The organism is Pseudomonas asuensis, assembly GCF_014646755.1.
Lineage (GTDB): Bacteria > Pseudomonadota > Gammaproteobacteria > Pseudomonadales > Pseudomonadaceae > Chryseomonas > Chryseomonas asuensis.
The window spans coordinates 197,220-222,323 of sequence record NZ_BMNW01000004.1 but is presented as its reverse complement, the minus strand read 5'-3'; the positions used below and the strand labels follow the sequence as shown (position 1 = coordinate 222,323).

29 protein-coding genes are annotated in these 25,104 nt (G+C 58.1%); 15 read left to right on the top strand and 14 right to left on the bottom strand.

The annotated features are described in order from the left end of the window. Position 1 precedes the first annotated feature (1 nt). From IEX86_RS10520 to lptM, 4 genes are read right to left on the bottom strand one after another with little or no spacing between them, the layout of a single operon-like run. A complete protein-coding gene (locus IEX86_RS10520) occupies positions 2–691 on the bottom strand; it encodes a DUF484 family protein (RefSeq protein ID WP_074821270.1) in 690 nt (229 codons plus the stop codon). Then, positions 688–1,518, bottom strand: coding sequence for a diaminopimelate epimerase (dapF, locus tag IEX86_RS10515; RefSeq protein WP_188866079.1), 831 nt, complete (start codon positions 1,516–1,518; stop codon positions 688–690). The genes IEX86_RS10520 and dapF overlap by 4 nt, the downstream gene beginning before the upstream one ends. 6 nt (positions 1,519–1,524) lie before the next feature. Continuing rightward, the gene (lysA, locus tag IEX86_RS10510) at positions 1,525–2,772 is read right to left on the bottom strand and encodes a diaminopimelate decarboxylase (protein WP_188866078.1); all 1,248 of its coding nucleotides are present in this window, start codon (positions 2,770–2,772) and stop codon (positions 1,525–1,527) included. A gap of 14 nt (positions 2,773–2,786) precedes the next feature. Beyond that, entirely contained in the window at positions 2,787–2,912 is a 126-nt protein-coding gene (gene lptM / locus IEX86_RS10505; RefSeq protein WP_188866077.1) for an LPS translocon maturation chaperone LptM, read from the bottom strand. Positions 2,913–3,086: 174 nt separating this feature from the next. Between lptM and cyaY the strand changes: the two genes are divergently transcribed. From cyaY to rnk, 3 genes are all read left to right on the top strand, one after another. After that, entirely contained in the window at positions 3,087–3,422 is a 336-nt protein-coding gene (cyaY, locus tag IEX86_RS10500) for an iron donor protein CyaY (RefSeq protein WP_188866076.1), read from the top strand. Then, positions 3,397–3,624: a DUF1289 domain-containing protein gene (locus tag IEX86_RS10495; protein WP_188866075.1), complete on the top strand. Its 228-nt coding sequence runs from the start codon at positions 3,397–3,399 to the stop codon at positions 3,622–3,624. The genes cyaY and IEX86_RS10495 overlap by 26 nt, the downstream gene beginning before the upstream one ends. Positions 3,625–3,809: 185 nt before the next feature. Beyond that, positions 3,810–4,205, top strand: a complete 396-nt coding sequence (rnk, locus tag IEX86_RS10490) for a nucleoside diphosphate kinase regulator (protein ID WP_188866074.1) — start codon at positions 3,810–3,812, stop codon at positions 4,203–4,205. On the opposite strand, the gene IEX86_RS10485 is transcribed toward rnk, so the two are convergent. Then, positions 4,206–7,061, bottom strand: a complete 2,856-nt coding sequence (locus IEX86_RS10485; protein ID WP_188866073.1) for a class I adenylate cyclase — start codon at positions 7,059–7,061, stop codon at positions 4,206–4,208. A 125-nt stretch (positions 7,062–7,186) separates the two neighbouring features. Continuing rightward, entirely contained in the window at positions 7,187–7,471 is a 285-nt protein-coding gene (locus tag IEX86_RS10480) for a hypothetical protein (RefSeq protein WP_188866072.1), read from the bottom strand. A 62-nt stretch (positions 7,472–7,533) separates the two neighbouring features. Here IEX86_RS10480 and IEX86_RS10475 point away from each other — a divergent pair, with 62 nt between their 5' ends. After that, a complete protein-coding gene (locus tag IEX86_RS10475) occupies positions 7,534–8,520 on the top strand; it encodes a magnesium transporter CorA family protein (protein ID WP_188866071.1) in 987 nt (328 codons plus the stop codon). A gap of 4 nt (positions 8,521–8,524) precedes the next feature. Here the strand turns inward: IEX86_RS10475 and IEX86_RS10470 are convergent, their stop codons facing one another. The 3 genes from IEX86_RS10470 to IEX86_RS10460 all read right to left on the bottom strand — a co-directional run bounded on the left by IEX86_RS10470 (position 8,525) and on the right by IEX86_RS10460 (position 9,890). Then, on the bottom strand, positions 8,525–8,959 hold the full coding sequence (locus IEX86_RS10470; RefSeq protein ID WP_188866070.1) for a hypothetical protein: 435 nt from the start codon (positions 8,957–8,959) through the stop codon (positions 8,525–8,527). Between the two features lie 85 nt (positions 8,960–9,044). Further along, entirely contained in the window at positions 9,045–9,296 is a 252-nt protein-coding gene (locus IEX86_RS10465; RefSeq protein ID WP_188866069.1) for a DUF4282 domain-containing protein, read from the bottom strand. Positions 9,297–9,365: 69 nt separating this feature from the next. Next, entirely contained in the window at positions 9,366–9,890 is a 525-nt protein-coding gene (locus IEX86_RS10460; protein ID WP_188866068.1) for a RipA family octameric membrane protein, read from the bottom strand. Positions 9,891–10,059: 169 nt separating this feature from the next. Between IEX86_RS10460 and IEX86_RS10455 the strand changes: the two genes are divergently transcribed. Next, positions 10,060–10,728, top strand: a complete 669-nt coding sequence (locus tag IEX86_RS10455; protein ID WP_188866067.1) for a glutathione S-transferase family protein — start codon at positions 10,060–10,062, stop codon at positions 10,726–10,728. An 87-nt stretch (positions 10,729–10,815) separates the two neighbouring features. Beyond that, complete coding sequence (locus tag IEX86_RS10450) at positions 10,816–11,691, top strand: NAD(P)-dependent oxidoreductase (RefSeq protein ID WP_188866066.1); 876 nt, start codon at positions 10,816–10,818, stop codon at positions 11,689–11,691. A gap of 41 nt (positions 11,692–11,732) precedes the next feature. Here the strand turns inward: IEX86_RS10450 and argH are convergent, their stop codons facing one another. Then, positions 11,733–13,127, bottom strand: coding sequence for an argininosuccinate lyase (gene argH, locus IEX86_RS10445; protein WP_188866065.1), 1,395 nt, complete (start codon positions 13,125–13,127; stop codon positions 11,733–11,735). Between the two features lie 142 nt (positions 13,128–13,269). On the opposite strand from argH, the gene IEX86_RS10440 reads away from it, so the two are divergent. The 8 genes from IEX86_RS10440 to rsd all read left to right on the top strand — a co-directional run bounded on the left by IEX86_RS10440 (position 13,270) and on the right by rsd (position 20,667). Then, positions 13,270–14,346 carry a sensor histidine kinase gene (locus IEX86_RS10440; RefSeq protein WP_188866064.1) on the top strand — a complete coding sequence of 359 codons (1,077 nt, stop codon included), beginning with the start codon at positions 13,270–13,272 and terminating at the stop codon, positions 14,344–14,346. 4 nt (positions 14,347–14,350) lie between these two features. Next, on the top strand, positions 14,351–15,097 hold the full coding sequence (locus IEX86_RS10435) for a LytR/AlgR family response regulator transcription factor (RefSeq protein WP_188866063.1): 747 nt from the start codon (positions 14,351–14,353) through the stop codon (positions 15,095–15,097). Between the two features lie 132 nt (positions 15,098–15,229). Beyond that, positions 15,230–16,168 (top strand): hydroxymethylbilane synthase, encoded by a 939-nt coding sequence (gene hemC, locus IEX86_RS10430; RefSeq protein WP_188866062.1) that lies wholly within the window; start codon positions 15,230–15,232, stop codon positions 16,166–16,168. Further along, positions 16,165–16,926, top strand: a complete 762-nt coding sequence (locus IEX86_RS10425; protein WP_188866061.1) for a uroporphyrinogen-III synthase — start codon at positions 16,165–16,167, stop codon at positions 16,924–16,926. Before hemC ends, IEX86_RS10425 begins: the two co-directional genes overlap by 4 nt. Before the next feature lie 23 nt (positions 16,927–16,949). Further along, entirely contained in the window at positions 16,950–18,119 is a 1,170-nt protein-coding gene (locus IEX86_RS10420) for a uroporphyrinogen-III C-methyltransferase (protein WP_188866060.1), read from the top strand. Beyond that, on the top strand, positions 18,116–19,327 hold the full coding sequence (locus IEX86_RS10415; protein ID WP_188866059.1) for a heme biosynthesis protein HemY: 1,212 nt from the start codon (positions 18,116–18,118) through the stop codon (positions 19,325–19,327). The genes IEX86_RS10420 and IEX86_RS10415 overlap by 4 nt, the downstream gene beginning before the upstream one ends. Positions 19,328–19,487: 160 nt before the next feature. Next, entirely contained in the window at positions 19,488–19,997 is a 510-nt protein-coding gene (locus IEX86_RS10410) for a disulfide bond formation protein B (RefSeq protein WP_188866338.1), read from the top strand. Positions 19,998–20,160: 163 nt separating this feature from the next. Continuing rightward, positions 20,161–20,667 carry a sigma D regulator gene (gene rsd / locus IEX86_RS10405; RefSeq protein ID WP_188866058.1) on the top strand — a complete coding sequence of 169 codons (507 nt, stop codon included), beginning with the start codon at positions 20,161–20,163 and terminating at the stop codon, positions 20,665–20,667. 62 nt (positions 20,668–20,729) lie between these two features. On the opposite strand, the gene IEX86_RS10400 is transcribed toward rsd, so the two are convergent. From IEX86_RS10400 to zur, 4 genes are all read right to left on the bottom strand, one after another. Continuing rightward, positions 20,730–21,557, bottom strand: coding sequence for an aldo/keto reductase (locus IEX86_RS10400; RefSeq protein ID WP_188866057.1), 828 nt, complete (start codon positions 21,555–21,557; stop codon positions 20,730–20,732). 483 nt (positions 21,558–22,040) lie between these two features. After that, a complete protein-coding gene (gene znuB / locus IEX86_RS10395; RefSeq protein ID WP_188866056.1) occupies positions 22,041–22,826 on the bottom strand; it encodes a zinc ABC transporter permease subunit ZnuB in 786 nt (261 codons plus the stop codon). Continuing rightward, positions 22,819–23,589: a zinc ABC transporter ATP-binding protein ZnuC gene (znuC, locus tag IEX86_RS10390; RefSeq protein WP_188866055.1), complete on the bottom strand. Its 771-nt coding sequence runs from the start codon at positions 23,587–23,589 to the stop codon at positions 22,819–22,821. Before znuC ends, znuB begins: the two co-directional genes overlap by 8 nt. Beyond that, a complete protein-coding gene (zur, locus tag IEX86_RS10385) occupies positions 23,586–24,071 on the bottom strand; it encodes a zinc uptake transcriptional repressor Zur (protein ID WP_188866054.1) in 486 nt (161 codons plus the stop codon). The genes znuC and zur overlap by 4 nt, the downstream gene beginning before the upstream one ends. 65 nt (positions 24,072–24,136) lie before the next feature. Here zur and znuA point away from each other — a divergent pair, with 65 nt between their 5' ends. Next, entirely contained in the window at positions 24,137–25,081 is a 945-nt protein-coding gene (gene znuA, locus IEX86_RS10380; protein WP_373290417.1) for a zinc ABC transporter substrate-binding protein ZnuA, read from the top strand. The last annotated feature ends 23 nt before the right edge of the window (positions 25,082–25,104 follow it).

Genomic DNA, 25,104 nt, shown 5'->3' with positions numbered 1-25,104 from the left:
GTCAGCGTACCGAGCGAAGAGGAGTGGGAAAGCGCAGCAGGGCGCGAGACAACACTTCGGCAACATGGGTTAGAAACACCGTGCCTAGTGAGCTCTTGTAATGCTGTGGGTCGGGGCTGCCAATGGCGAGTACGCCATGCATGCCTTGGTGAATCAAGGGCGCAACCGCGGCCGATCCAACCTCGTCCTGCGCGGCTTCGCCAAATAGGAACTTCAGCTCATGTGAGCGCAACGCCCCGCTGACCGCCTTACCGCCCGATAGCAGTCCGCCAATACACTGATGCGCCTCGGCGCTGGTCACGCTGCGACCTACCGGCAAGGGCGATTCGTGGAACAGAATCAGCCCGACATAAGGCACCTTGAACTCATGGCGCAAGCTGTCTTCGACGGTGCTGATCACATCTTCCAAGGTGTTGGCATCCATGAGGTCAAGCACGAGACGGCGGGTTTTATCAAACAACCGGTCATTATCACGGGCCACATCCATCAGATGTGCCAGCCGATGGCGCATTTCGACGTTGCGATCCCGCAGCAGACCCAGCTGGCGCTCCACGAGGGAGACCGCCGTGCCGCGCTGGTGTGGAATGCGCATCTCGGCGAGCAGGTCTTCGCGGTCCGCAAAGAAGTCCGGATGCTGTTCCAGCCAGGCTGCAACCTGGTCGGCATCAAGCGGTGGCGTTTGGTCAGTCATAAACGTACTTGGCCTTCGTATACACGGACGGCGGGTCCGGTCATGAGTACCGGCTTGCCGGGACCGGCCCATTCGATATCGAGCAGGCCGCCGGGCAACTCGATCTGTACGGGCGAATTTAGCCAACCCTGGCGAATACCTGCAACCACGGCCGCACAGGCGCCCGTCCCGCAGGCTTGGGTTTCTCCGGCACCGCGCTCCCAGACGCGCAGGCGCGCCCGGTGTTCATCGATGATCTGAAGAAAGCCGATATTGGCCCGGTTCGGAAAGCGGGGGTGATGCTCAAGTTTGGGGCCGAGCTCATGCACCGGTGCGGTATCGACATTATCGACCCGCAGCACGCCGTGGGGATTACCCATGGAGACTGCGGCAAGTTCGATGGTCCGACCCTCGACCTGTACCGGGTAGCTGATCGCCTCGCCTTCAGCTTCAAACGGAATCTGTTTCGGCTCAAGGCGCGGTGCGCCCATGTCGACCGTCACCTGATTGTCGTTGCGCAGCCGCAGCTCGATGATGCCGCCCTTGGTCTCGACCTTGATGACCTTCTTGACCGTCAGGCGCTTGTCGAAGACAAAGCGGGCAAAGCAGCGCGCACCATTGCCGCACTGCTCGACTTCCGACCCGTCGGAATTGAAAATCCGATAACGGAAATCGACATCCGGGTTACTTGGCGTTTCGACGATCAAGAGCTGGTCAAAGCCGACACCCGTATGCCGATCGCCCCATTGCCGGGCGTGCTTGGGCTGGATGTGCGCGTGCTGGCTGATCAGGTCAAGGACCATGAAGTCATTGCCAAGACCATGCATCTTGGTAAACCGCAATAGCATGAGAGATCACTCCGGCAGCCGGCTTTCGCCTGCATAGAGTTCCTCAACCGTCTCACGGCGGCGCACCTCGAAGGCCTGCTCGCCATCTACCAGCACCTCAGCCGCACGACCGCGACTGTTGTAATTCGAACTCATGGTAAAGCCATAAGCGCCTGCAGAGCAGATTGCCAGAAGATCACCTTCCGCCAGAACCAGATCGCGCCCCTTGGCCAGGAAATCACCGGTTTCGCAAATCGGGCCCACCAGATCATAGGTGCGGGTCTCACCGTCACGAGGCGTGACCGGTACGACATCCATCCAGGCGTCGTAGAGCGCCGGGCGAATCAGGTCGTTCATGGCTGCATCGATAATGGCGAAATCCTTGTGCTCGGTGTGCTTGAGGTATTCCACGCGGGAGAGCAGCACACCGGCATTGGCAACAATGAAGCGGCCCGGCTCGAAGACAAGTCCAAGGTTACGTCCGGCAATGCGCTCGCGGATGGCCTTGATGTAGTCACTCGCCAGCGGCGGCTGCTCGTCGCGGTAACGCACACCCAATCCGCCGCCCAGGTCCAGATGACGAATTGTGATGCCGCGCCCGGCCAGCCGGTCGACTAGCGCCAACAGACGATCCAGTGCATCAATGAAGGGTTCGAGCGTTGTGAGCTGGGAGCCGATATGGCAGTCCACCCCAACGATCTCAAGGTTTGGCAGCTCCGCCGCACGGGCATAGACAGCCTCGGCTTCGGCGATGTCGATACCAAACTTGTTTTCCTTGAGACCAGTAGAGATATACGGGTGCGTGCCAGCATCTACATCAGGGTTCACACGCAGCGAGACAGGCGCCTTGCAACCCATCTCGGCAGCGACTTCCTGCAGACGCTCAAGCTCGTTACGCGATTCGACGTTAAAGCAGTGCACGCCGACTTCCAGCGCACGGCGCATGTCATCGCGCGTCTTGCCAACGCCGGAAAACACCACCTTGCTGGCTTCGCCGCCGGCAGCCAGTACACGTTCGAGTTCGCCACGAGAGACGATGTCGAACCCTGCGCCCTGGCGGGCCAGAACGTTTAGCACGCCCAGGTTGGAGTTGGCCTTGACGGCAAAGCAGACAAGGTGGGGCAGCCCGGCCAGCGCATCGGTATAGGCACGATACTGGCCTTCGATGTGCGCCCGGGAATATACATAAGTGGGTGTGCCGAAACGCGCTGCAATAGCGCTCAGCGACACACCTTCCGCATGCAGACTACCTGCGCGGGAAGTAAATGACTCCATGAAAGGCTCCCTGATCAGAACGTGTCGTGGCGATGCTCGCGAGCCGCTTTTTGATCGTCTGGAAGATACAGGTCACCTTTTTGGCCGCAGCCTGCCAGCAGGCATGCGAAAGCAATTAGAGCAAGGGAAAGGCGCTTCATGGCGAATCCTTGAAAAGCATGATTGCCCCGGAGTATACCCGGCACCTGCCCCCTTGCCTATGTAACGGCGCGCAAGCTCGACGAGCCTTGCAGTATGGCTATCTTTGCGACTGGACGGGGCGCGGTCGGCGGGGTAACGTCGATGCTCTTTTCAATACCGATTCAAGGAACCCCATGAGCAGTCTGAGCGAAGCCCGCTTCCACGATCTTGTCGATACCACCCAGCAAGCGGTCGAAGACATCCTCGATGACAGCGATCTGGACCTGGATCTGGAAAACAGTGCCGGTGTTCTCACCATTCGCCTGGAAAATGGCAGTCAGGTCATCCTGAGCCGCCAGCCCCCGCTAAAACAGCTGTGGGTGGCCGCGCGTTCGGGCGGCTATCACTTTGACTATAACGAAGCGGGCAACCAGTGGATTTGCGACAGTACAAAGGAGCCGTTGGGCGAGCTGTTGACCCGTGTTATTCGCGAGCAAACAGGCGATGAGCTCGATTTCAGCCAGCTCTAATTCGACTTTGCCGGGTGAGGACGCCGAGTTGGTTGCCTCACCCTGCGTTCGGCGCTGCTGCCTGAGCAGTCAGGATATCTGCCTGGGATGCGGTCGTACGCTGGACGAGATCCTGGCTTGGGGCGAAGCGTCGGCCGAGGAGCGTCGGGCCATCATTCTGGCGGCTCAGGCGCGTAGGGACCACCGATCCGCCACTAGCTGACCGGTGGTTCCGTCTGCCCTGATCCTTGTGTTACGGTCAGATCATCCGCAGCACAGCGCTGCATTCCCACTGCCGCCTGTGCGGCATCCGTTTCGGCATGCGACATGCCAGCTCACCCTTCGAAGCGCCGCCTGTAGCCGCTGCTGCATGCCCGTTTCCGACACCCAGCCGCCAAAGGAGGCATCATGCGCCAGATCGCTCAGCCCATCATCACGCAGACTGACTACCAGCAGCTCGACCGCCTGCTCGATAGCCTTGAAGAGTTCGGCCCAGCCGCTGAAGCGCTCGAGGAGGAATTGGAGCGCGCCAAAGTCGTATCGCCCGACGAGGCAGAGGGCGTCGTGACCATGCATTCCCAGGTACATTGCCGCGAAGAGGGCAGTGGCAAGGAGTACCATTTGCGCTTGGTCTATCCCAGCGAAGCTCGGGAAGAAGGTACGGTATCAGTGCTGACGCCTGTGGGCAGCGCACTGCTGGGTCAAACTGTGGGGCAGCGTGTTGAGTGTGCAGCACCGGGTGGCAAAACGCTGCACCTGTCGCTGCTGGAGCTGGAGCCGACGGCCAAAGCGGTCGGCTCTTGATCAGACCGCTTCGAATGCTTGATTGAGCGCGTCTTCCAGCTCGGCCTTAAGTGTCAGGTACGCCAGAGTATGCGGGCGAGGCTCGCCAGGCAGATGCAGGAGATCCAGGTCCGTCAGGTAGCAGCGGTAACGCTCTCCGGTACGGCGGCGTGCCAGGATATGGCGCGCCACCTCTCGATAGAGCAAGGGGCCGTATTCCAGTTCGGAAAACTCACGATGATCGCAATACAGCGTTACCAGTCGACGGCCTGTTTTAGTGGCCGTGACAATAGCCTGAACGGCGTAGTACGGTACCGTTTCCAGCGGCAGATTGACCTGACGACGCTCTAAGTGCTGCGCTCGCTGAGGGGCTGGTGGCAAGACTTGAAAGTAGTGCATTTCTACCCGGGGAATTCGATCTGCCTCTATTGGCACCTGAGCGCTCTGTCTTCGATGGATGGAGTTCAGAAAGCGCTGTAGCGGCGCCAGCAACGTGTGCTCATCATGGAAGGGCAGGCGCTGTGACCACAGCGTATTGCGCTCATCCAGCACATAGACCCGCGCCGTCTCGCTTTCCTGGCGATAAAACACCTGAATGCTACCCATGCGCCCCAGCGGCAGGATCAGACCAAGCTCATCGCCTTCCAATGCATGAGGATCAAGGCTCAGAGGGGTCCATTCCTGTTGCAGAGCGGACAGATGCATCAGCAGGGAGTCTCGATCCGCCAGGGGGGTATGGTTCAACTTGCCATCGCGCCGATCCAGCATGTGGAAACGCTGCTGGATCTGTAGCAAGTAACGCGTCCTGTGCTCGCGCAGCATGGCTGTGCGGACCTCTTCGAACACCGCTTCTACGCGCTCCACGATCAGTGGTGCCCGGTTTCGACAAAAGCTGCGAATCGTCAGGCGAGGCAGCGGCTCACTTTCGGATGAAGGCAGACTATTGAAATAGGCGCACAGGCAGTCGAGCAGGGCATTGGCCCCTTCGAAGCGATTGACGTGTAGCTCATTCCAGCTGTTGAGCGTGATCTGATCCAGCGTCAGCACAAGGTTTTCACGCATGCCAGCATAGCCCAAGGCGTCAATACGGTCACTCGTGAGATAGACGTTGCGCTGGCTGTGCTGGTAAAGCGGATCGACGCCCACATTGATCAGCAGCAGCACCTCACGAGGTGCCGCCGGGCTTAGCAATACAGCTTCCGGCACGGTATCCGGGCGGTCTGTAAAGCTCTGCTGGAGGCTCTGGATCAGGTTGTTGAGCTCGAAAACGGTAAGGTCGCTTTCACCGCTATGCAGGGTGAGGCGCGTGGCATTGTCAATAATGCCGTTGTGGCGACACCAGGCAAGCAGTTCAGCCAGCTCCCAGGTGCGCTTGAGCGGTGAATGGGAGTGACACTCCTCTGTCGTCAGGTTGCCGCGATGCAGCGACCACGGGCGACGACGCTCGCCAAAGGGGCGCTCCTCCTGCACCAGGGTAACGAACTCCTCAGCCAGGTCTGGCGCAATGCCCGGGTTGATGAAGTCGATCTTGCCGGCCTTGCGCTCGAACGCTGCGTACAGGCGGCGGCCCAGGATATTCAGATCACGCGGGTTGAGATGACTTTCGACCTGTTGCTGCTGGGCAAACTGGGCTAAGAACCGGTAGCTGTGGGTAAGGGCATTGACCAGGATACGCCGCTCAGCGCTGACATCATCTACTTTCCAGCCCTGGCGCTCGTCCAGCTTGCGCAGCATGTGCTCATCCCAGCCCCAGGACTGCGTCAGCTTTTCCATCCGCAGACGCTGCCAGCTTTTGCGGCCCTGCCGGGGTGGGCGACTGAGGGGCTTGCCAACCTTGAGGTACAGGCAGCGGCGGACCAGTTCGAGTCGATCATGGTCGCCGCGCAAGAGCAGGTATTCTTCCAGACGCTGGTACGCCAGCATGTACGGGTCGACCCGATCGAGATCCGTAACGCCTGCATGGACCAGTTGCTTGAGGCGGCGGCTGAGCGTAATGGTGTGCGGATGCTCACACGCATATAGCTCGGTCACCATGAGCTTCAAAACCGATTTGTAGGGCGAGCCGATACCCTTGAACAATTGCCATAGGCCCGCACCGATGTATTCGCCCGCCGGAATATGGTCAATGTGGCCAAGGTCCAGCACCTCACGCGCCTTGATGAAGCGGTGGTTTAGCAGCCGTTGTGTGAAGCCTTCGTAATCGCTTTCCTCCTGTGCGACGGGTACCTGCCACCATAGCGGCGTGCGGCCGCCTAGCCAGATGGCGGTGCGGTAGAACTCGTCAAGCAGCAGGAAGTGCTGCGCCGTACCGCAATCGTCCGAAGTCAGAAGCCCCGGGCGCTGGCCCAGGCGAAATTGGTCAGCATCGATCAGAAAGATATGCAGCTCAGCATTGAGCGAAGCCGCCCAGGTTTCGAGCAACGCACACTTACGTTGCAGCTCGCTGAGCGCTTGTGCGCTCATGCCGGGTGCATGGCAGAGCCACATGTCCAGGTCGCTGCTGTCGGCCTGGGTCAGCGTGCCCAGGCTACCCATGAGGTAGAGGCCATGCAGCGGCTCGTCCCGGTGGGTACGGGCAGGCTTGTAGACAAAGGAGCGGGTCAGGCGGCGGGCCTCTGCCAATTGCTCGTCGGCAGGCTCGAAGCCAGTCAGGCCAGCCGGTGTGTTAGCCGATACATAGCCTGGTAACAGGGGATGATTGACGTGCAACAACAGCGGCAGCAGGGTCAACACAGGCTGCTGGCGGCTGGGCAAGCCTTCCAGGGCGCGAACGAGGCGACCGGTATTGATGGTCAGAAAGCGCGCACGTACCTGCTTAAGGGCTTTGCGATCGATGCCCTCGTCGTCATCCAGTTGAAGATCAGGGAAGCGGGTCATGACAGGTCCATAGCTAAGCCGCAAGCGTACCAGTCGTGCCCATAAAGTACGACTGGTTCACAGTGCGTTCGTCTCGCTGGGCGCTACCGCCTGTCCAAAACCACTGATCAGCAGCCCGCTCTGCGCTATTCGACGTCCGTGCCGGTTTCCGGCAAGTCTGGGAGTGCCCGCAACAATTGCTCGTAGCGGGCCGTGTCGAAGGGGCGATCTTCAATCATCATGGTTTCGATTTCATTGGCCAGCACGATAGCCATCATATGGATAATCTCTTCGCGCTCGTGGCCTACCAGGGTCAATTTGTTAAGGACGGCCTGGGTAAACGGCGGCTCTCCAGCCGCTAGCTGGTTCTCGATCGCCGAGATCAGATGTGATTCAACAAAGGATTCTTCGTTCTCATTATGGTCAGACATGGTATTGGTTCACTCAGGACAGTTAATGCCAGTCACTGGCAGATAATGGAGTTCAAGCAGCAATGATTACCTGCTACACCCTCGTTAACGGTATGTTAACCCCTAAGACCATCACACCCGATGAGCCTCTCCCCCAGGATGCCTTGTGGATCGATCTTTTATCGCCCACCGATGAAGAAGAGCAGTTCCTGGAAAAGAGCTTGGCCGTGAATATTCCGACTCGGGAAGAGATGGCTGAAATCGAGGAATCGTCCCGTCTGTACGAGAGTGAGCGCGCCTTGCACATGACTACGACGGTGGTCAGTGGCTTTAGCGAGCAGCAGCCGACGGGCTCGGTGCTCAACTTTGTCCTGACGCCTGACTGGCTCGTGACCGTGCGCTATGCCGAATTGTCGGCGTTTCATGCCTTTCGTACCAAGCTGAGCCAGCATCCGGGTTTGCATAAACGCAGCGATACGATCTTTATCTCGCTTCTCGACAGTCTCGTCGACCGGATCGCCGATATTCTGGAGTCGGTTCAGGCCCATCATAACCGGCTGGCCAACGCTATTTTCCGGGAGCCCAAGCCTGATGAGGAAGGCCCCAAGGAACCTAAGTCAGACCTGCAATCCATTTTGAAACAATTAGGACGCAGCAGCCTGTTGCTTGCCCGGTTGAGCGATAGCCTCTTGGGCATTAATCGATTGCTCAGCTACCTGCACCGAGCTGCCAGCGAATGGATCTGCCGTGAAGCCAAGGCTTGGATGAAAACGGTCGAGCGGGACTCCCGTTCACTGGGGGACTACCAGAACCGCATGAACAATGAGATCAGCTTTCTGCTGGATGCGACCCTGGGGCTGATCAATATCGAGCAGAACGGCATCATCAAGGTGTTCTCGATTGCTGCCGTTCTGTTTCTACCGCCCACCCTGGTAGGTACGGTGTACGGGATGAACTTTGAAAACATGCCCGAGTTGGGTTGGCACTTCGGCTACCCGCTCGCACTGGTAGGAATGGTGGTATCGGCCATCATTCCGTACGCCTGGTTCAAATTCCGCGGCTGGCTGTAGCGGGTCAGGCTGTCGTGCTCACAACTGATCCAGTGCTGCCGCTGGTAGCCTGGAGCAGCGCCGCATAGGCCTGTTGCAGCGAGGCGGTCACGCTGCTGATTTCCATCTGCGCCGCCTGTATCCGCAGCTGCTTTTCCTGTTCCGACGCATTACTGGCCTGTGCCTGCTGCAATTCTTTCTGCGCGCGTTGCAGCTGCTTTTCCAGATCCTTGATGGTCTTCTTCAGCTTTTCGAGCAGGGTATCAGCGTCACCGCTACTTTGGATCTTGCCACCGCTCGCAATTCCGCCTTCAAGCGTCAGGTCCTCGCTTTTTCCGCTTTTTTCAACGGAGGCGGTAGAGTCATCAGTGCCAGTAGGTTTTGCAGACAGCGAAGCGGTAGGTATAGGTTGAAACGCTACGTTCAGTGCAGAGGAGAGTCGATCGGTTATCGTGGTCATGGCATCCTGTCCGAAGGAAAGTGCGCCATGCCATCGGCCGGTCTTGAGAAAAATTAAATAAGAGTCGACGAGCGGCTGTTAGCCGTTATTCGCCGGTCGTATTGGCCTTATTGGCCAGCGTTTGCAGGTTTTGATTGATCTTGAAGATCACGATCAGCAATTCACACCAGATCCGCGTGCCGATAAGGCCGCCCACCAGCATGATGAGGCCGAGGATAAAACTCTGGGTAAACATGTAGCCCAGGCCGGCCAGGGTGGTCATGATCAGGCCCAGCCAGTACAGCAGGGTGATGATCTTCGGCGTAAGCATCGAGTCGAATGTCAGTAGATCCTTCATGGTAACGCTCCTTGAGTGCAGTCGGTTTCAAGACCGGGCGCGGAGCCTAACAGAGGAAGCTGCTCACGGCTATCCGTACAGGAGATGAAGCGAGACAGCCAGCACACCCAGGAATGCCCACACCACACTGAAAATGAGGGGTGAGCGCAGCGAAAAGAGCAGCGATTTACGATAGCGACTGCCGTTCAGGGGTTCGTTTCCTGCTCCGTAGAGCGGGGTCACACTTGAAACACAGGGCTCGTTCAGGCTGTCCAGTAATTCGCATTGCTTTCGATGCCAATGCTCAATCACCTCAAAGGCAGCTTTGATTCCAGGCCAGGCGTGAATTGAGGTAACCAAGCCTAGAAGCGCCAGCAGGGTAGGCACGCACAGCGTGAACTGATCACCCCATTGGCTATTGGTGTTACTCATCGATGAGGCGAACGCAATCATTAGAAAGGATTGCGAAGACAGGTAAGCGTTGGTCCGGTTGGACAGCATTGACGACTCGAACTGGATCTCCGCGCGGTAGAAATCAAGTTGCTCCCGAAGGTTGCCAAAGAGTGTATCCGCCTTGTCCGTACGGGGATGCGCGGCTCCCGTAGGGCTCATCATGTAAATCGCTCCTGTTCAGGGAAGGCTCCTTCTTTAGGGCTTATCAGGTCTTGCAGAGTTCCGGTTTGAGAGCGAAAGGCAAAGTCTTGTACAAGAAAAGCTTTCCACCGGCGCGTTAGGCGTCTACGGTTATCTGGCTTATCTGTCCAATGCCTTGGAGGCATGTCGAATGCTCAAGCTCTATGGGTTTCCAGTCAGCAACTATTACAACATGGTCAAGTTTGCGTTGCTTGAAAAGGGGCTGGAGTTCGAATCCGTCACGGTTTTCCCCAGCCAGGACGAGCAATTTCTCACCATCAGTCCGTGCGGCAAGGTGCCGGTGCTGGAGACCGAACATGGCTTTATCAGCGAAACCAGCGTAATTCTGGAATACATTGAGGAGACTCAGCCAGGAACGCCGCTGTTGCCCGCCGATCCCTTCGCACGCGCCCGAGTGCGAACACTTATGCGTGAGATCGAGCTGTATATCGAGCTACCGGCCCGTCAGTGTTATCCAGAGGTTTTCTTTGGTGCCAAAGTAAATGAGGCCATCAAGGAAAAGGCACAGCACGAACTCAGGTCGGGAATTGCTACGCTCAAGCGGCAGGGCTCGTTCTCGCCTTATGTGGCAGGCGATACCCTGACCCTGGCCGATATCTACTTTCTCTACAGCATTGACCTTGCCCGTGGTGTCGCCGAACAGTTGTTCAGTCTTGATCTGATGGCGGGTTTTCCTGCCGCTCAGGCACTGCTGGATCGCCTGAAGCAAAATGCGCATGTGCAGCAGCTCTATGAAGAGAAAGCTCAGTCCATGAGTAGCTTCTTGGCAATGGTCCGAAAGCGTCTCGAAAGCGCCTGATCGGGCGTTTTATCGATAAGCAGGGCACAACTCGCCTGGCATGATGGTCAATCCACCACTTAGCCATTGAGCAGCGAGGAGAGTGTCATGCGTATCGGATTTATCGGTTTAGGCGGAATGGGCAAGGGCATGGCCGGCAACCTGATCAAGGCCGGTCATGAGGTTCTGGTCTGGAATCGCTCGCAGGAGCCGGTTCAAGAGTTGGTAGGCCAGGGCGCCAAGGCTGCCAGTGAGCCCGCTGACGCGTTCGACGCGGAGGTAGTGGTTTCCATGCTGGCGGACGATGCCTCTACCCGCGCCGTCATTCTTGAAAGCGGGGCACTGGATAACGCACGGGCCGGTGTAATCCACCTCAGCATGGCCACGTTGTCAGTGGCCTTTGTGTCCGAGCTGATCGAGCATCATGCCAAGGTGGGCGTCGAGTACATCTCTGCGCCGGTCTTTGGACGCACCGATGTGGCGGTCGCTGGTAACCTGAATATTGTGGTAGCAGGTCCGCAGGCTGCGGTAAGCAAGGTACAGCCACTGTTGGATGTAATGGGCCAGACCACATGGCCATTAGGTGAGGACCCGCTACGGGCGAACATCGTCAAGATTGCAGGCAACTTCATGTTGGCAAGTGCTATCGAGACGATGGGAGAGGCGTCTGCCCTGACCAAGAGCTATGGCGTCGAACCGGCCGATCTGCTGAATATCCTGACCAATACCCTGTTTGCGGCACCGGCTTACAAAAACTACGGTGCGATGATTGCCGAACAGCGTTTTGAGCCTGCCGCCTTCAAGCTGACCCTTGGCCTGAAGGATGTAGGGTTGGCACTCAGTGCTGGGCAAGCGAAAAACGTACCGCTGCCGTTTGGCAGTGTACTGCGAGACAACCTGCTGGAAGCCGTAGCCCAGGGGGAGGGGCATCTGGACTGGTCCGCACTGGGCGGTCGTGCGCTCAAGCGCTCAGGGCAGGCGTGAGACTGACAGGGCGCCACAGTGCCTATGGCGCCCTGTATCCATTACCGGCTGGCGAGTAATGCCCGGCCGCGCTGAACGGCGGCGCGTACTTGCTCAGGTGCGGTGCCTCCAATGTGGTTACGGGCGTTGACCGAACCCTCCAGCGTCAGCACTTCGAAGACGTCCTGCTCGATCTGGTCGCTGAAGCGGCGCAGCTCGTCCAGGCTCATCTCGGCCAGATCCTTGCCGGAGTCCACCCCATACTTCACCGCATGGCCCACGATCTCGTGACAGTCGCGGAAGGGCAGGCCTTTACGCACCAGGTAGTCTGCAAGGTCAGTGGCCGTGGAGAAGCCGCGGCGGGCCGCTTCGCGCATGATCTCGCGCTTGGGCTTGATGGCCGGGATCATGTCGGCAAAGGCGCGCAGGGAATCACGCAGCGTGTCAGCTGCATCAAACAGCGGCTCTTTGTCTTCCTGGTTGTCCTTGTTGTAGGCCAGCGGCTGGCCCTTCATTAGCGTCAGCAGGCCCGTCAGAGCACCGAATACGCGGCCTGTTTTGCCACGTACCAGCTCCGGCACATCCGGGTTCTTCTTTTGCGGCATGATCGAGGAGCCGGTGCAGAAGCGGTCGGGCAGGTCGATGAACTGGAACTGAGCACTCGTCCACAGCACGAGCTCTTCGGAGAAGCGTGACAGGTGCATCATGGCCAGCGAGGCGGCTGAACAGAATTCGATGGCGAAGTCGCGATCGGACACGCCATCCAGCGAGTTGCCGCCCACCGCCTCGAAGCCCAGCAGCTCGCAGGTGATTTCACGCTGGATCGGGTAGGTCGTACCGGCCAGCGCAGCGCTACCCAATGGCATGCGATTCACGCGCTTGCGGCAGTCAACCAGGCGCTCAAAGTCGCGCGAAAGCATCTCGAACCAGGCCAGCAAATGATGCCCGAATGTCACAGGCTGTGCGGTCTGCAGGTGGGTGAAGCCGGGCATGATGGTGTCGGCTTCACGCTCGGCCTGCTCCAGCAGCCCCTGCTGCAAGCGGGTGATCTCTGCCAGGATCAGATCGATCTCGTCGCGCAGCCACAACCGAATATCTGTCGCGACTTGATCATTTCGGCTGCGTCCAGTGTGAAGTTTTTTGCCAGTGATGCCGATACGGTCAGTAAGACGGGCTTCAATGTTCATGTGCACGTCTTCGAGATCGACGCGCCATTCGAATTGGCCTGCCTCGATTTCGCGCTGGATCTGGTTCAGTCCGTCTGCAATGGCATCGCGTTCGGCATCCGTCAGTACGCCCACTTTGGCCAACATGGTGGCGTGAGCGATGGAGCCCATGATGTCGTGGCGGTACAGGCGCTTATCGAAGTCGACCGAAGCGGTAAAGCGTGCGACGAAGGCGTCGACGGGTTCGCTGAAGCGACCGCCCCAGGATTGATTGGTTTTTTCGTTGCTCATTAGTGGGCTCGCAAATGGCACTGAACGTGAATGGACGTAACGGGATGATAACAGCCTTGTGCAGGTGCAACGTGCACCACAGTTATCTCGTTAACTTTAAAACAACCTTGCCGTTCGTCGGATAGTAGTAAACACTTTGACCATGCCTATCAAATACCTGACTAAGCGCCGGCCTGCCCCGGTTGACGAGTTTTTTGTGCCGGAGCTATGCGAACCGGAGGCCCTGCTCGTCTTGATTGTGCTGGCAGAATTGCTGGTCCTGGTGCTTGTATTGGCCGACCCGCTGACTGGCTCTTTCAACTGGATACGGCTGGCGCTGGTATCGCTGTTCGTGCAATGGAATGTGCTGCTTTCTGCTGCTGTTCTGTGCCGCCTGCGGCCCTTTCTGGCCCGCCTGAAGCCTGCTTTGGCCGGTGGAATCTGCTGCGCCCTCGTCGTAGGGCTGACCCTTGCCTGCACCGCCGTGGCTGACTGGCTGGAGCTGGCTGGGCCCATGCAGCAGTCTGGCGAGGTCAGGCTTTATGAGCGCCATGCACTGATCGCACTGATCATGTCGGCCCTGATGCTGCGGTATTTCTACCTGCAAAGCCAATGGCGGCGCCAGCAACAGGCCGAACTCAAGGCCCGAATCGAGTCGCTGCAGGCCCGTATCCGCCCGCATTTCCTGTTCAACAGCCTGAACAGCATTGCCAGCCTGATTGCCATTGATGCCGACAAGGCCGAGCGTGCCGTGCTAGACCTGTCCAGCCTCTTTCGAGCCAGCCTGTCCAAGCCGGGAACCCGGGTGCGCTGGTCAGAAGAATTAGAACTGTCACGTCGCTACCTGGAGATCGAGAAGCTACGCTTGGGAGACCGTCTTAAGATCGATTGGCGCATTGATGGTGTACCGGATGATCTGCCGATCCCACAACTAACGCTGCAGCCGCTTCTTGAAAACGCCTTGATTTATGGGATTGCGCCGCGAATCGAGGGAGGATGTGTAGTGGTTGAGGCGACTTATGTCGCAGGAATATTCGAACTGTCGATGAGTAATCCATTCGATGAGCAGGCCGAGCAGCATCCTCGGCCACCAAAAGGTACAAAGCAGGCTTTAACTAATATCGAATCGCGACTAACGGCACTTTTCGGCCCGGGAGCGAGTCTCAAAATCGAACGCCGTGACCAACGGCACATAACCTGTCTTCGCTATCCATGCGAGCGACTCACGCAGGAAGCCTGAGCCTATGAACGTCCTAATCGTCGATGACGAACCGTTGGCGCGCGAGCGTCTGGCCCGTCTGGTTGGGCAACTAGACGGCTATAAAGTCTTGGAGCCCTCCGCCAGTAATGGCGAAGAAGCGTTAGCCCTGGTCGAAAACCTGAAGCCGGATATCGTATTGCTTGATATCCGTATGCCAGGTTTGGACGGGCTACAAGTAGCTGCCCGACTATGCGAGCGAGAAGCACCGCCTGCGGTTATTTTCGTAACCGCCCATGATGAATTTGCAGTCGAGGCCTTCAAGGTCAGCGCCGTGGGGTATCTGGTCAAACCAGTACGCCAGGAAGATCTTGAAGAGGCCTTGAAGAAAGCTGAGCGCCCTAACCGTGTTCAGCTGGCTGCCTTGACCAAGCCGCCGTCCAGCGGTGGTCCAGGGCCGCGCAGCCATATCAGCGCACGGACCCGCAAAGGTATTGAACTGATTCCGTTGGATGACGTGGTGTATTTCATTGCCGATCACAAATACGTGACCTTGCGTCACGGTAACGGTGAGGTCCTGCTGGACGAGCCGTTAAAGGCCTTGGAAGACGAGTTCGGTGATCGATTCGTCCGTATTCACCGTAATGCCCTGGTGGCGCGGGAGCGGATCGAGCGCTTGCAGCGTACGCCGCTGGGCCATTTCCAGCTGTACCTGAAAGGGCTCAATGGCGATGCGTTGACGGTCAGCCGACGACACGTAGCCGGAGTACGGCGCCTGATGCAGAACCTGTGACGCTCAGGGGCAAGACTTGCCGTTCTGTGCGCATGGCGCGTGAACGATTGGTCTTGCCTATCAGGCCGAAAGCGGCTTGCGGCAAGAGAGCCTGTTATCATTCCGGCCGTGTTTCAATCCCGGAATAGGCTCATGAACCGCGAGATTCGCATCGCCACGCGTCAAAGCGCGCTTGCCCTGTGGCAGGCCGAGTATGTAAAGGCCCGTCTGGAGGCAGCCCATCCTGGGTTGCACGTCAGCCTGTTGCCGATGACCAGTCGGGGCGACAAGCTGCTTGATGCGCCGCTGGCGAAGATTGGCGGCAAGGGTTTGTTCGTCAAGGAGTTGGAAACGGCATTGCTGGAAGGTGATGCTGATATTGCTGTGCACTCCATGAAGGATGTGCCAATGGAGTTTCCTGAAGGTCTTGGGCTCTATGCCATCTGCGAGCGTGAAGACGCGCGCGATGCGTTTGTTTCCAATACCTATAGCAGTCTGGCGGCGTTACCGGCTGGCAGTATTGTAGGAACGTCCAGCCTACGTCGACAGGCTCAGCTGCTGGCCCAGCGGCCGGATCTTGAGATCCGTTTCCTGCGGGGTAACGTCAATACGCGTCTCGCCAAGCTGGATGCAGGCGACTATCACGCCATTATTCTTGCAGCCGCTGGCCTGATTCGCCTGGGCTTTCAGGACCGTATCCGCGAATCCATCAGTGTTGAGGACAGCCTTCCGGCTGGCGGCCAAGGGGCGGTAGGCATTGAATGTCGAATGGATGATGCCGAGGTGCACGAGCTGCTCAAGCCACTTCATCACCTTGAAACCGAACAGCGGGTGATTGCCGAGCGTGCCATGAATCGTCATCTCAATGGTGGCTGCCAGGTGCCTATTGCCTGCTACGCCATCCGCGAAGGTGAAGAGCTTTGGCTGCGTGGTCTGGTCGGACAGCCAGACGGCACATTGCTGTTGAGGGCCGAGGCGCGTGGGTCGATTATCGATCCTTCTGCGTTAGGTATCCAAGTGGCCGATGAGCTGCTTGCCCAGGGTGCTGGCGATATCCTGCGTGCCGTTTATGACGAGGCTGGCCAGCCATGACAGCCTGGCGGCTGCTTCTGACTCGCCCTGCCGAAGAATGTGAACCCTTGGCCGCTGCGCTGGCCGAGCGGGGTATACACAGTGCCAGCCTGCCGCTATTGGCCATTGAGCCGCTGCCCGAAACACCGGAGCAGCGCTCCCTCATGCTTGACCTGGATCGTTACAAGGCCGTCATCGTGGTCAGCAAGCCGGCCGCCCGTATTGGTTTGGAGCGGCTGGACCAGTATTGGCCACAACCGCCCATAAACCAGACCTGGTTCGCTGTAGGCGCAGCCACTGCCGATATTCTTGAGGCCTATGGCCTATCGGTCATCACTCCTGTTCAGAGCGAAGATAGCGAGGGGGTTCTGGCCTTGCCGCAACTCGATGAGGCCTTGCAAGAGGCTGATCCTCGGGTGCTTATCCTGCGCGGTGAAGGCGGTAGGGAAACCATGGCCGAGACGCTACGTGAGCGTGGCGTGCAGGTTGATTACCTTGAGCTCTACCGGCGTGTAATGCCGGATTATCCACAAAATACCCTGACTGATTGCCTTGTAGCGGAACGCCTCAATGGCGTCATGGTCAGCAGTGGGCAGAGTTTCGCGCATCTGCGCACCCTGGCCGGCCTCGCGTGGCCAGTCTTGTGTACAGTGCCGCTGCTAGTGCCCAGCGAGCGTGTGGCCGAGCAGGCCCGCGCAGCCGGTATACAGCGTGTCATTACCTGTCATGGCGCCAGTACCGCAGCGGTGTTGGCGGCGCTTGAAGAGCATCATCCTTGAATAACGAATCAAAGGAAGGACTTGTGAGCGAAACAGTCACTCCCACTGACGGTGCCGTATCGGCATCTGGCGAGACGGTCAACGCGACGCCCCCACCTGCTCCGATTTCGGAAAAGCCACGCCGTGGCGGTACCGGACTGGCCCTGCTGGCCTTGTTGGTCGGCGCTGCCGGCCTGGCTGCCGGTGGTTGGAGCCTCTGGCAGACACGTACCCTGCATGAGCAGGATCGCGCCCAGATGACGCAGCTCGAGGACGCTCGCAGCCAGACGCGTCAGGTCGAGCAGCGTGAGCAGGCCCTGGCTGCGCAGCTGGAAAAGCTGCCCAATGCAGAAGACTTTGAAAATCGCCGCCGGTTGATAGGTCAGTTACAGGCCGATCAGCAGCATCTGGCTCAGCAGTTCACCGAAGTGGTTGGGCAAAGCCGACAGGTTTGGCGTCTGGCTGAAGCCGAGCATCTGATGCGTATGGCAACGTTGCGTCTGACAGCGCTGCAAGATGTTCCTAGCGCTCAGAACCTGCTCCAGGCCGTAGATGAGATTCTCAAGGCGCAGAATGATCCAGGCGCCTTTGCCGTGCGCCAGCAGCTGGCAAGCAGCCAACAGGCGCTGCGCCAATTGCCCGATCTGGATCAGACTGGCCTGTTTGTTCGCTTGTCTGCGTTACGCAGTGAGGTACAAACGCTGGAGCCCCTGCCGCCACGCTTTGTTCATCCTGAAGCCGATCAGCCTGGCGTTCAGGCCGACGAAGAAAGCACAAATCGCTTCATGCGAGCCTGGCAGCGCCTGCGCGAGCGCGTTTCCGGCTATTTCCGCATCGACTTTTCAGCAGACAAGCCCATCAAGCCTCTGCTGGCTGAAGAAAGCCTGGCTCAGGTCCGCCTGGCTATGAATCTGGCTCTTGAGCAGGCTCAATGGGGCGCGCTCAACGGCAACCAGGAGGTCTATCAACGTGCACTGACTCAGGCTCAGGGTGTTCTAGAGGCTCATTTCAACAGCCAGAACGCTGAAAGTCGTGCCATTCGTGATGCGTTAAGCGAGTTGGCTCAGAAGCCTGTGACGCTCAACCCGCCGGATCTCAGCCCGACACTGTCGGCTCTTCAGGCGTATATCGCCCGCCGCCAGCAACCTGAATCGAATACCTCTACCCAGCCTGCACCCCCGGCTGCGTCGCCTGCCCAGGAGGAGCAACTGTGAAACGACTGACTCTGCTGTTCCTATTTGCCGTACTGGTTGCCCTTGGGGTTGCCGTCATCATGGCGGATGAGCCCGGCTACGTACTGTTCTCCTATAACAGTTTTCGTTACGAGTCGAGCTTTTGGGGCTTCCTGGCCCTGGTCGTAGCGGCCGTGATCGCGCTGTACCTATTGCGGCTGGCCTTGTCGGCGCTTGGCGTATCAGGACGTGTGATCAATCCCTGGTCCCGTCATAACAAGCAGCGTCGTGTTGCCCAGGCAGCCCATCGGGGTCAGCTGGAGCTGGCTGAAGGTGACTGGCCCTCAGCGCTCAAGCACTTGAAAACCGCTGCAGAGAGCGATGCGCATCCGTTGACTCACTATCTGGGCGCCGCCAGGGCTGCCAACGAGATGGGCCAGTACCAGGAAAGCGATGCGCTTCTGCAAAAGGCCCGTGAACGTGAACCCCATGCTGATGTAGCCATTGGTCTGACCCAGGCTCAACTGCAGATCCATCGGATGCAGTACACCGAGGCGCTGGCAAGCCTTGCGCCTTTGCATGCAAAGCATCCCAAGCATCCTTATGTCCTCTCATTGATGCAGCGTCTGTACGTCACCCTGCGTGACTGGCCGGCATTGATCAGTCTGTTGCCAGAGCTGCGCAAGCAGCGCGTGTTGAGCGAGGCGGAGCTAAGCGACCTGGAGCGGCGTGCATGGCTGGCTTCACTGGACGAAGTTACACCGATAGGTGATGAAGCCCCTACGCAGGCAATAACGCGCCAGTGGCAGCAGGTGCCCAGCGCTCTTAAAAGCGATGTTGAAGTCGCCCAGGCCTATGCCGCCCGTCTGCATGAGCTGAACCGCGAAGACGATGCTGAAGAGGTGTTGCGTGCGGCCATCAAGCGTAACTATGACGATCGGCTGGTCCGCTTGTACGGACATATCAAGAGCCGTGATCCAGGCAAGCAATTGCAACTAGCCGAGGGCTGGTTACGTACCCACCCGAATGATCCTGTCCTGCTGCTGACGTTGGGCCGACTTTGCCAAATCAATCAGCTCTGGGGCAAGGCGCGGGATTATCTTGAGGCCAGCCTGAGCGCCCAACGCACGCCAGAGGCCTGCGGTGAATTGGCGCGCCTGTTGGCCCACCTGGGAGAGACCGATCGCAGCAACCAATTGCTGCTGGAAAGTACCGGTAATCGCCTAGCCACTCCTGCACTGCGGGCCTGAGGAGTATTCATGCAGGGTCTGGTGAGGTCTCCCGCTCCAGACCCTTTATCCTGCCTGCAGCACCTCTCGTCCTCTCAGGGGCGTATAAGCTGCTTTACTTTGCTTGAAAGGCTGCAACGCTTTCACTACCGTAGCGGCCTGTACTTCTTTTGGAGCCGTCCTGCTCGTGACTAGCCCGCGTTTTATTTTTTCGCTGATTGCTATTGCTTGCGCTGTGCTCATGGCTGCTGGCCTGTACCTTGAGCATGTTCTCGGCCTTGAACCGTGCCCACTCTGCATTGTGCAACGGATCTTTTTCATCATTGCAGGCATCCTGGCATTCATCGCTGCCCTGCATAACCCCGCTACACGTGGTCAACGCGTCTATGCGGCCCTGATCTTTCTGGCCTGCGCTCTGGGCGCGGCGACCGCCGGTCGGCAAGTATGGTTACAGACGCTTCCGGCTGACCAGCTGCCCGCCTGCCTGCCAAGCCTGGATTACATGATGCAGGCCTTGCCGTTCCAAGACGTGGTGCGCCTGGTATTACATGGCACTGCTGACTGCGCTGAAGTGAACTGGACACTGTTTGGCATGAGCGTGCCAGAGTGGAGCCTGCTGGCCTTTATCGGCTTTATCCTGCTCTCGATCTATCAATTCTTCCGCCGCTCCCGCGGTATTATTGTTCGCTAGCTGGAAGTGCCGTTTAGCAGGTCATAGGGGTTGCAGTTGATCACTGAACGGCACTACTCTCCAAAGACGGTGTCCGAACAGTCTCTGGTTGGATTAACCGGGTCGAACGCCTTACGACGAAAACCGTCGGGGCTATTGTTTTGCCGCTGAGGAAGAGTTCGTCATGCTTGAACGTTGCCGAAATGCACAAGAACGTTGGGGTGGGGTGCACCAGATGATTGATCGCTGGTTGCAGGAACGTCAAAAACTGGTAACGGCATATCAAGCCCTGCAGCTGGAGCCTCAGTTGGCTCCGATGGTAGACCGCTCAGGCCTTGAGCAGCTATGTGACTTGCTGGTGGACTACGTGTCCGCAGGGCACTTCGAAATCTATGAGCAACTGATGAATGAAGCAAAAGCCTTTGATGATCAGCGTGCCATGGAATTTGCCCACACTGTCTATCCGCGCCTGCAGGCCTTGACCGAGGCTGCCCTGAATTTCAATGACCGTTGCGACAATGGCGATTGCCATGAGCCGGCTCGCCTGTTGGTTGAGCTGCAGCAACTGGGCAAACTGCTGGATGAGCGCTTTGAGCTTGAGGATTGCCTGATCGAGGTATTGCACAACTCGCATCAGCTTCAGCCACTGGCTACCTCTGGCGTAGCCGCGTCTCAGCAGCCGGTATACTGATCGATACGCGCTGATACGTATGGAAAAACCCCGCCAATGCGGGGTTTTTTGTTTTTAAAGACTTAGCCAAACTCTGCTGGGTCCGGACCCAGGCGCTTGCCTTCATCCAGCCCGGCGATCTTTTGCATATCGTCACTGTCGAGGCTGAAATCGAAGATATCAACGTTTTCGCGGATACGTTCGGCGTTGGTGGACTTGGGAAATACGATCGAGCCTAATTCTATATGCCAGCGCAGAATGACTTGAGCAGGTGTTTTACCATGCTTTTTCGCCAGCTCCTGGAATAGCGGATGTTTAAGCAGCTCGCCGCCTTGGGCCAGTGGGCTCCAGGCTTCGGTCAGAATATTCTTCTGGCGGTTCACTTCACGCAGGGCATTCTGCTGCAAGAGCGGGTGAGCTTCGATCTGGTTTACCACTGGCGTAACACCGGTTTCCAGAATGATCTGCTCCAGATCTTCCTGGCGGAAGTTGGATACACCTACGGAGCGCACACGGCCTTCTTCACGCAAGCGCAGAAACGCTTTCCAAGTATCTAGAAACTTGCCGGCCTTGGGGCAGGGCCAGTGGATCAGGTAAAGGTCTACATAGTCCAGCTTGAGCTTGGACAGGCTCTCGTCAAAGGCCTTTAGGGTTTCATCAAATCCCTGACGCTCATTCCACAGCTTGGTTGTCACGAATAACTCGTTACGGTCGATGCCGGACTCAGCGATGCCCTGGCCTACGCCTTCCTCGTTGTTGTAGGCAGCTGCCGTATCGATGTGACGATAGCCCATTTCCAGGGCTGAGCGGATTAGCGTGGGCGCTTCTTCGTTCGGGGTTTTCCAGGTGCCCAGGCCGAACTGGGGGATATGATGGCCGTCGTTAAGTTGAAGGCTCGGAATCGAAGACATGTTTACTCCTGTGATGAGATGAAGGGAGTCGTACGTTGTTGACGCATTAAGAGTTACGACCTGAGGAGTAACCATTTCTATCCCGACGCGTTGTGAGTGGGCTTGGATGCGTTGGGTAAACGGGCCTCCAGTACCTGAGCCAGATAATCAATAAACACCTTGATACGCTGGAATGCGTGACGGGGTAGAGTTAGACCGCATAGGTATTGGCTCGGGCATTTTGTACTCTGATAGCAACGGCCTATCCGCGTTCGAAACCACCTTGGGAAGAGACCGGGCAATGCCCCGTTGATACGGGATACCGGCACTGGAGCGATCGAGGCATGGGCAAGGTCATTGCGGCAAAGAGTTGAAGAGCGCAGTGGCCCGCGTGACGGGTCGACTGTAAGGATAGGGTGGTTAGGGCCGCTCTGTGGCAATACCTGGCGCGTTCTATCCAAATAAAAAGCCCCGCATGGGCGGGGCTTTCAGGTCTGGCGCGATTTACGTTCGCTTGGGCAGTGTAAAGCTGAGCAGGAAAAGCGCTGCCGCCGAGACCACGATAGAGGGGCCAGCAGGCGTGTCCTGATACCACGACAGCGACAGACCCATGCACACCGCGATGATACCTAGCACACTGGCACCAAAGGCCATCTGCTCAGGGCTGCGCGCGTGACGCTGTGCGGCAGCGGCTGGGATGATGAGCAGTGAGGTAATCAACAGGACGCCAACGATCTTCATGGCGACTGCAATCACAATAGCAATGAGCAGCATCAGGGCCATGCGAATCGCCGTGACCGGCAGGCCCTCTACCTGAGCTAGCTCCTCGTGGACAGTAATCGCCAGAAGTGGCCGCCAGAGAATGGCCAGCGAAGCCAGCACGATCACGCTGCCGATCAGAATCCACCACAGGTCACTTTGGCTAACGGCAAGCAAGTCTCCAAAGAGATAGCTCATCAAGTCGATTCGCACGTCTTTCATGAACGACAAGGCCACCAGACCCAATGACAGGGTGCCGTGGGACATGATGCCCAGCAGGGTATCGGCAGCCAGACCCTGACGGCGCTGGAGCAATACCAGCAGCACGGCCAGAACCACGCACCCGACGGTAACCGCCAGCGTCGGGCTGACATCGAGTAGAAAGCCCATTGCTACACCAAGCAGTGCTGCATGGGAAAGGGTGTCGCCAAAATAGGCCATTCGTCGCCAGACCACAAACGAGCCTAGCGGCCCGGCGACAACCGCCAATGCAAGCCCGGCGAGCAAGGCGTAAAGAAGAAAATCAGCCATGCTTGCAATGTTCACCATGGACGTGGGGTTTCATCACGACGCCGCCATGCAGTTCGTGGGCATGGTCGTGGTGATGGTGATAAATCGCGAGGCTACGGGCATCCTGGCCGAACAGCTCGACGAAGGCCGGATCGCCACTGACCTGCTCGGGGTGGCCGGAGCAGCAGATATGATGGTTCAGGCAGACCACCTGATCGGTGGTACTCATGACCAAGTGCAGGTCATGGGAAACCATCAGCACGCCGCAGCCGTAGCGGTTACGCAGTTGAGTAATGAGCCTGTAAAGCTCTGCCTGTCCGCTTACGTCTACGCCCTGAACCGGCTCGTCGAGTACCAGCAGCTCCGGCTTGCGTAGAAGCGCACGGGCCAGCAGCACACGCTGCAGTTCGCCCCCAGAGATGGTTTGCAAGGGGCTATCAAGCAGGTGATCGGCGCCAACTTCTGCCAGGGCCTGGGCGGCACTGGTACGGGTTACGCCGGGAACCAGGCGCAGGAAGCGCACCACCGAGAGGGGCAAGGTAGCGTCCACATGCAGCTTTTGCGGCATATAGCCAACAGTGAGGCGCGGCTGGCGCCAGACACTTCCGGTATCCGGTTTTAGCAGGCCCAGTACGGTACGCACCAACGTAGTCTTACCGGCCCCGTTGGGGCCGATAAGCGTGACGATTTCACCACGCGTGAGGGTCAGGTTTACCTGATCAAGGATGTTCTGCCCGGAAAAGCGCACACCTACGTCGGACAGTTGAATCAGTGCATCGCTCATTGAGCGCCCTGGCAGGCAGAGCAGAGACCAACCACTTCGACCGTCTGGCCTTCAACCTGGAAGCCAACACTGCCAGCACCCGCCTGAATGGCGTCTTGAATACTCGCTTGCTCAAGCTCAATAGCCACATGACAGCCGCGACAGATCAGGAACTGACCCTGATGGGCATGTCCCGGGTGGTTGCAACCCACAAAGGCATTCAGAGAGGCGATGCGGTGAACCAGACCGTTTTCGAGCAGAAAATCCAGCGCGCGATAAACGGTAGGTGGTGCAGCGCGGCGGCCGTCCTGTTCGCTAAGGACCGCCAGGATGTCATAGGCCCCGAGCGGCTTATGGCTCTGCCAGACCAGTTCCAGCACGCGCCGACGCAGGTCGGTCAGGCGGACGCCAGACTGCGTACACAACGATTCAGCCTCACCCAGCGCCTGGGCAACGCAATGGGAATGGTCATGCGGGCGAGAAGCCAGAGGGATACTCGTCATTGAAATGAGCCGTTTATGAATAGGGACGTTATTATATTGCAAACGTACTGCTTTGAGACCCTTCCGTGATCCGATCCCTGATTGCCGGCGTTCTGTTCGGCCTGACTGCTTTTACAGCCTCGGCCCAGGCCGACGTTAACGTACTGACCAGTATAAAACCCCTGCAGTTGATTGCTGCGGCAGTGCAGGAGGGTGTGGGTAGCCCTGATGTATTGCTCCCCCCCGGCGCTTCTCCCCATAACTACGCCCTGCGGCCGTCCGACATACGGCGTATCCGTGATGCGCAACTGTTTTACTGGATAGGTCCGGACATGGAGGTGTTTCTCAAGGATGTCCTGCCTGGGCGGGACAAACCCAGCGTGGCTATACAGGAATTACCCGACCTGCACCTGCGTCGCTTCGTCAATTTCAGTGCCGAAGCGGGCCATGAGCACGATCATGGTCATGATCATGACGAAGCCTTCGAGCACGACCATGCCCATCGTCCAGGCTCCATTGATGCGCATTTATGGCTCTCGTTGAACAATGCACGTGTAATCGCTGCCAGGATGGCTGCCGATCTTTCGGCTCAGGACAGTGCGAATGCCGAACACTACAAGGCGAATCTGGCGGCATTCAACCAGCGGCTTGACCGACTCGATGGGCAGCTCAAGCAGGATTTGACGCCCTTGGCAGGTAAGCCATATTTCGTCTTCCACGAAGCATTCGATTATCTTGAGGAGGCTTATGGCCTTTCACACCGTGGCGTGTTTGCCATCAGCGGAGATGTCCAGCCAGGTGCACGTCATGTGGCCGCCATGCGCACCATGCTCAAGAACGCCGGATCGACTTGTGTCTTCACCGAGCCACCGCTGCGTCCGCGATTGGCTGATACGTTGAGCCAAGGCCTGCCCGTCACGCTGTCCGAGCTGGATCCGTTAGGTGCTGATGCACCCGTTAACGCATCAGGCTATGAAGCGCTGCTGACTAACCTGACCGGCAAGTTGACGGAGTGCCTGGGTAAGATCTAGTTGAATACGACCAGCACTTACCT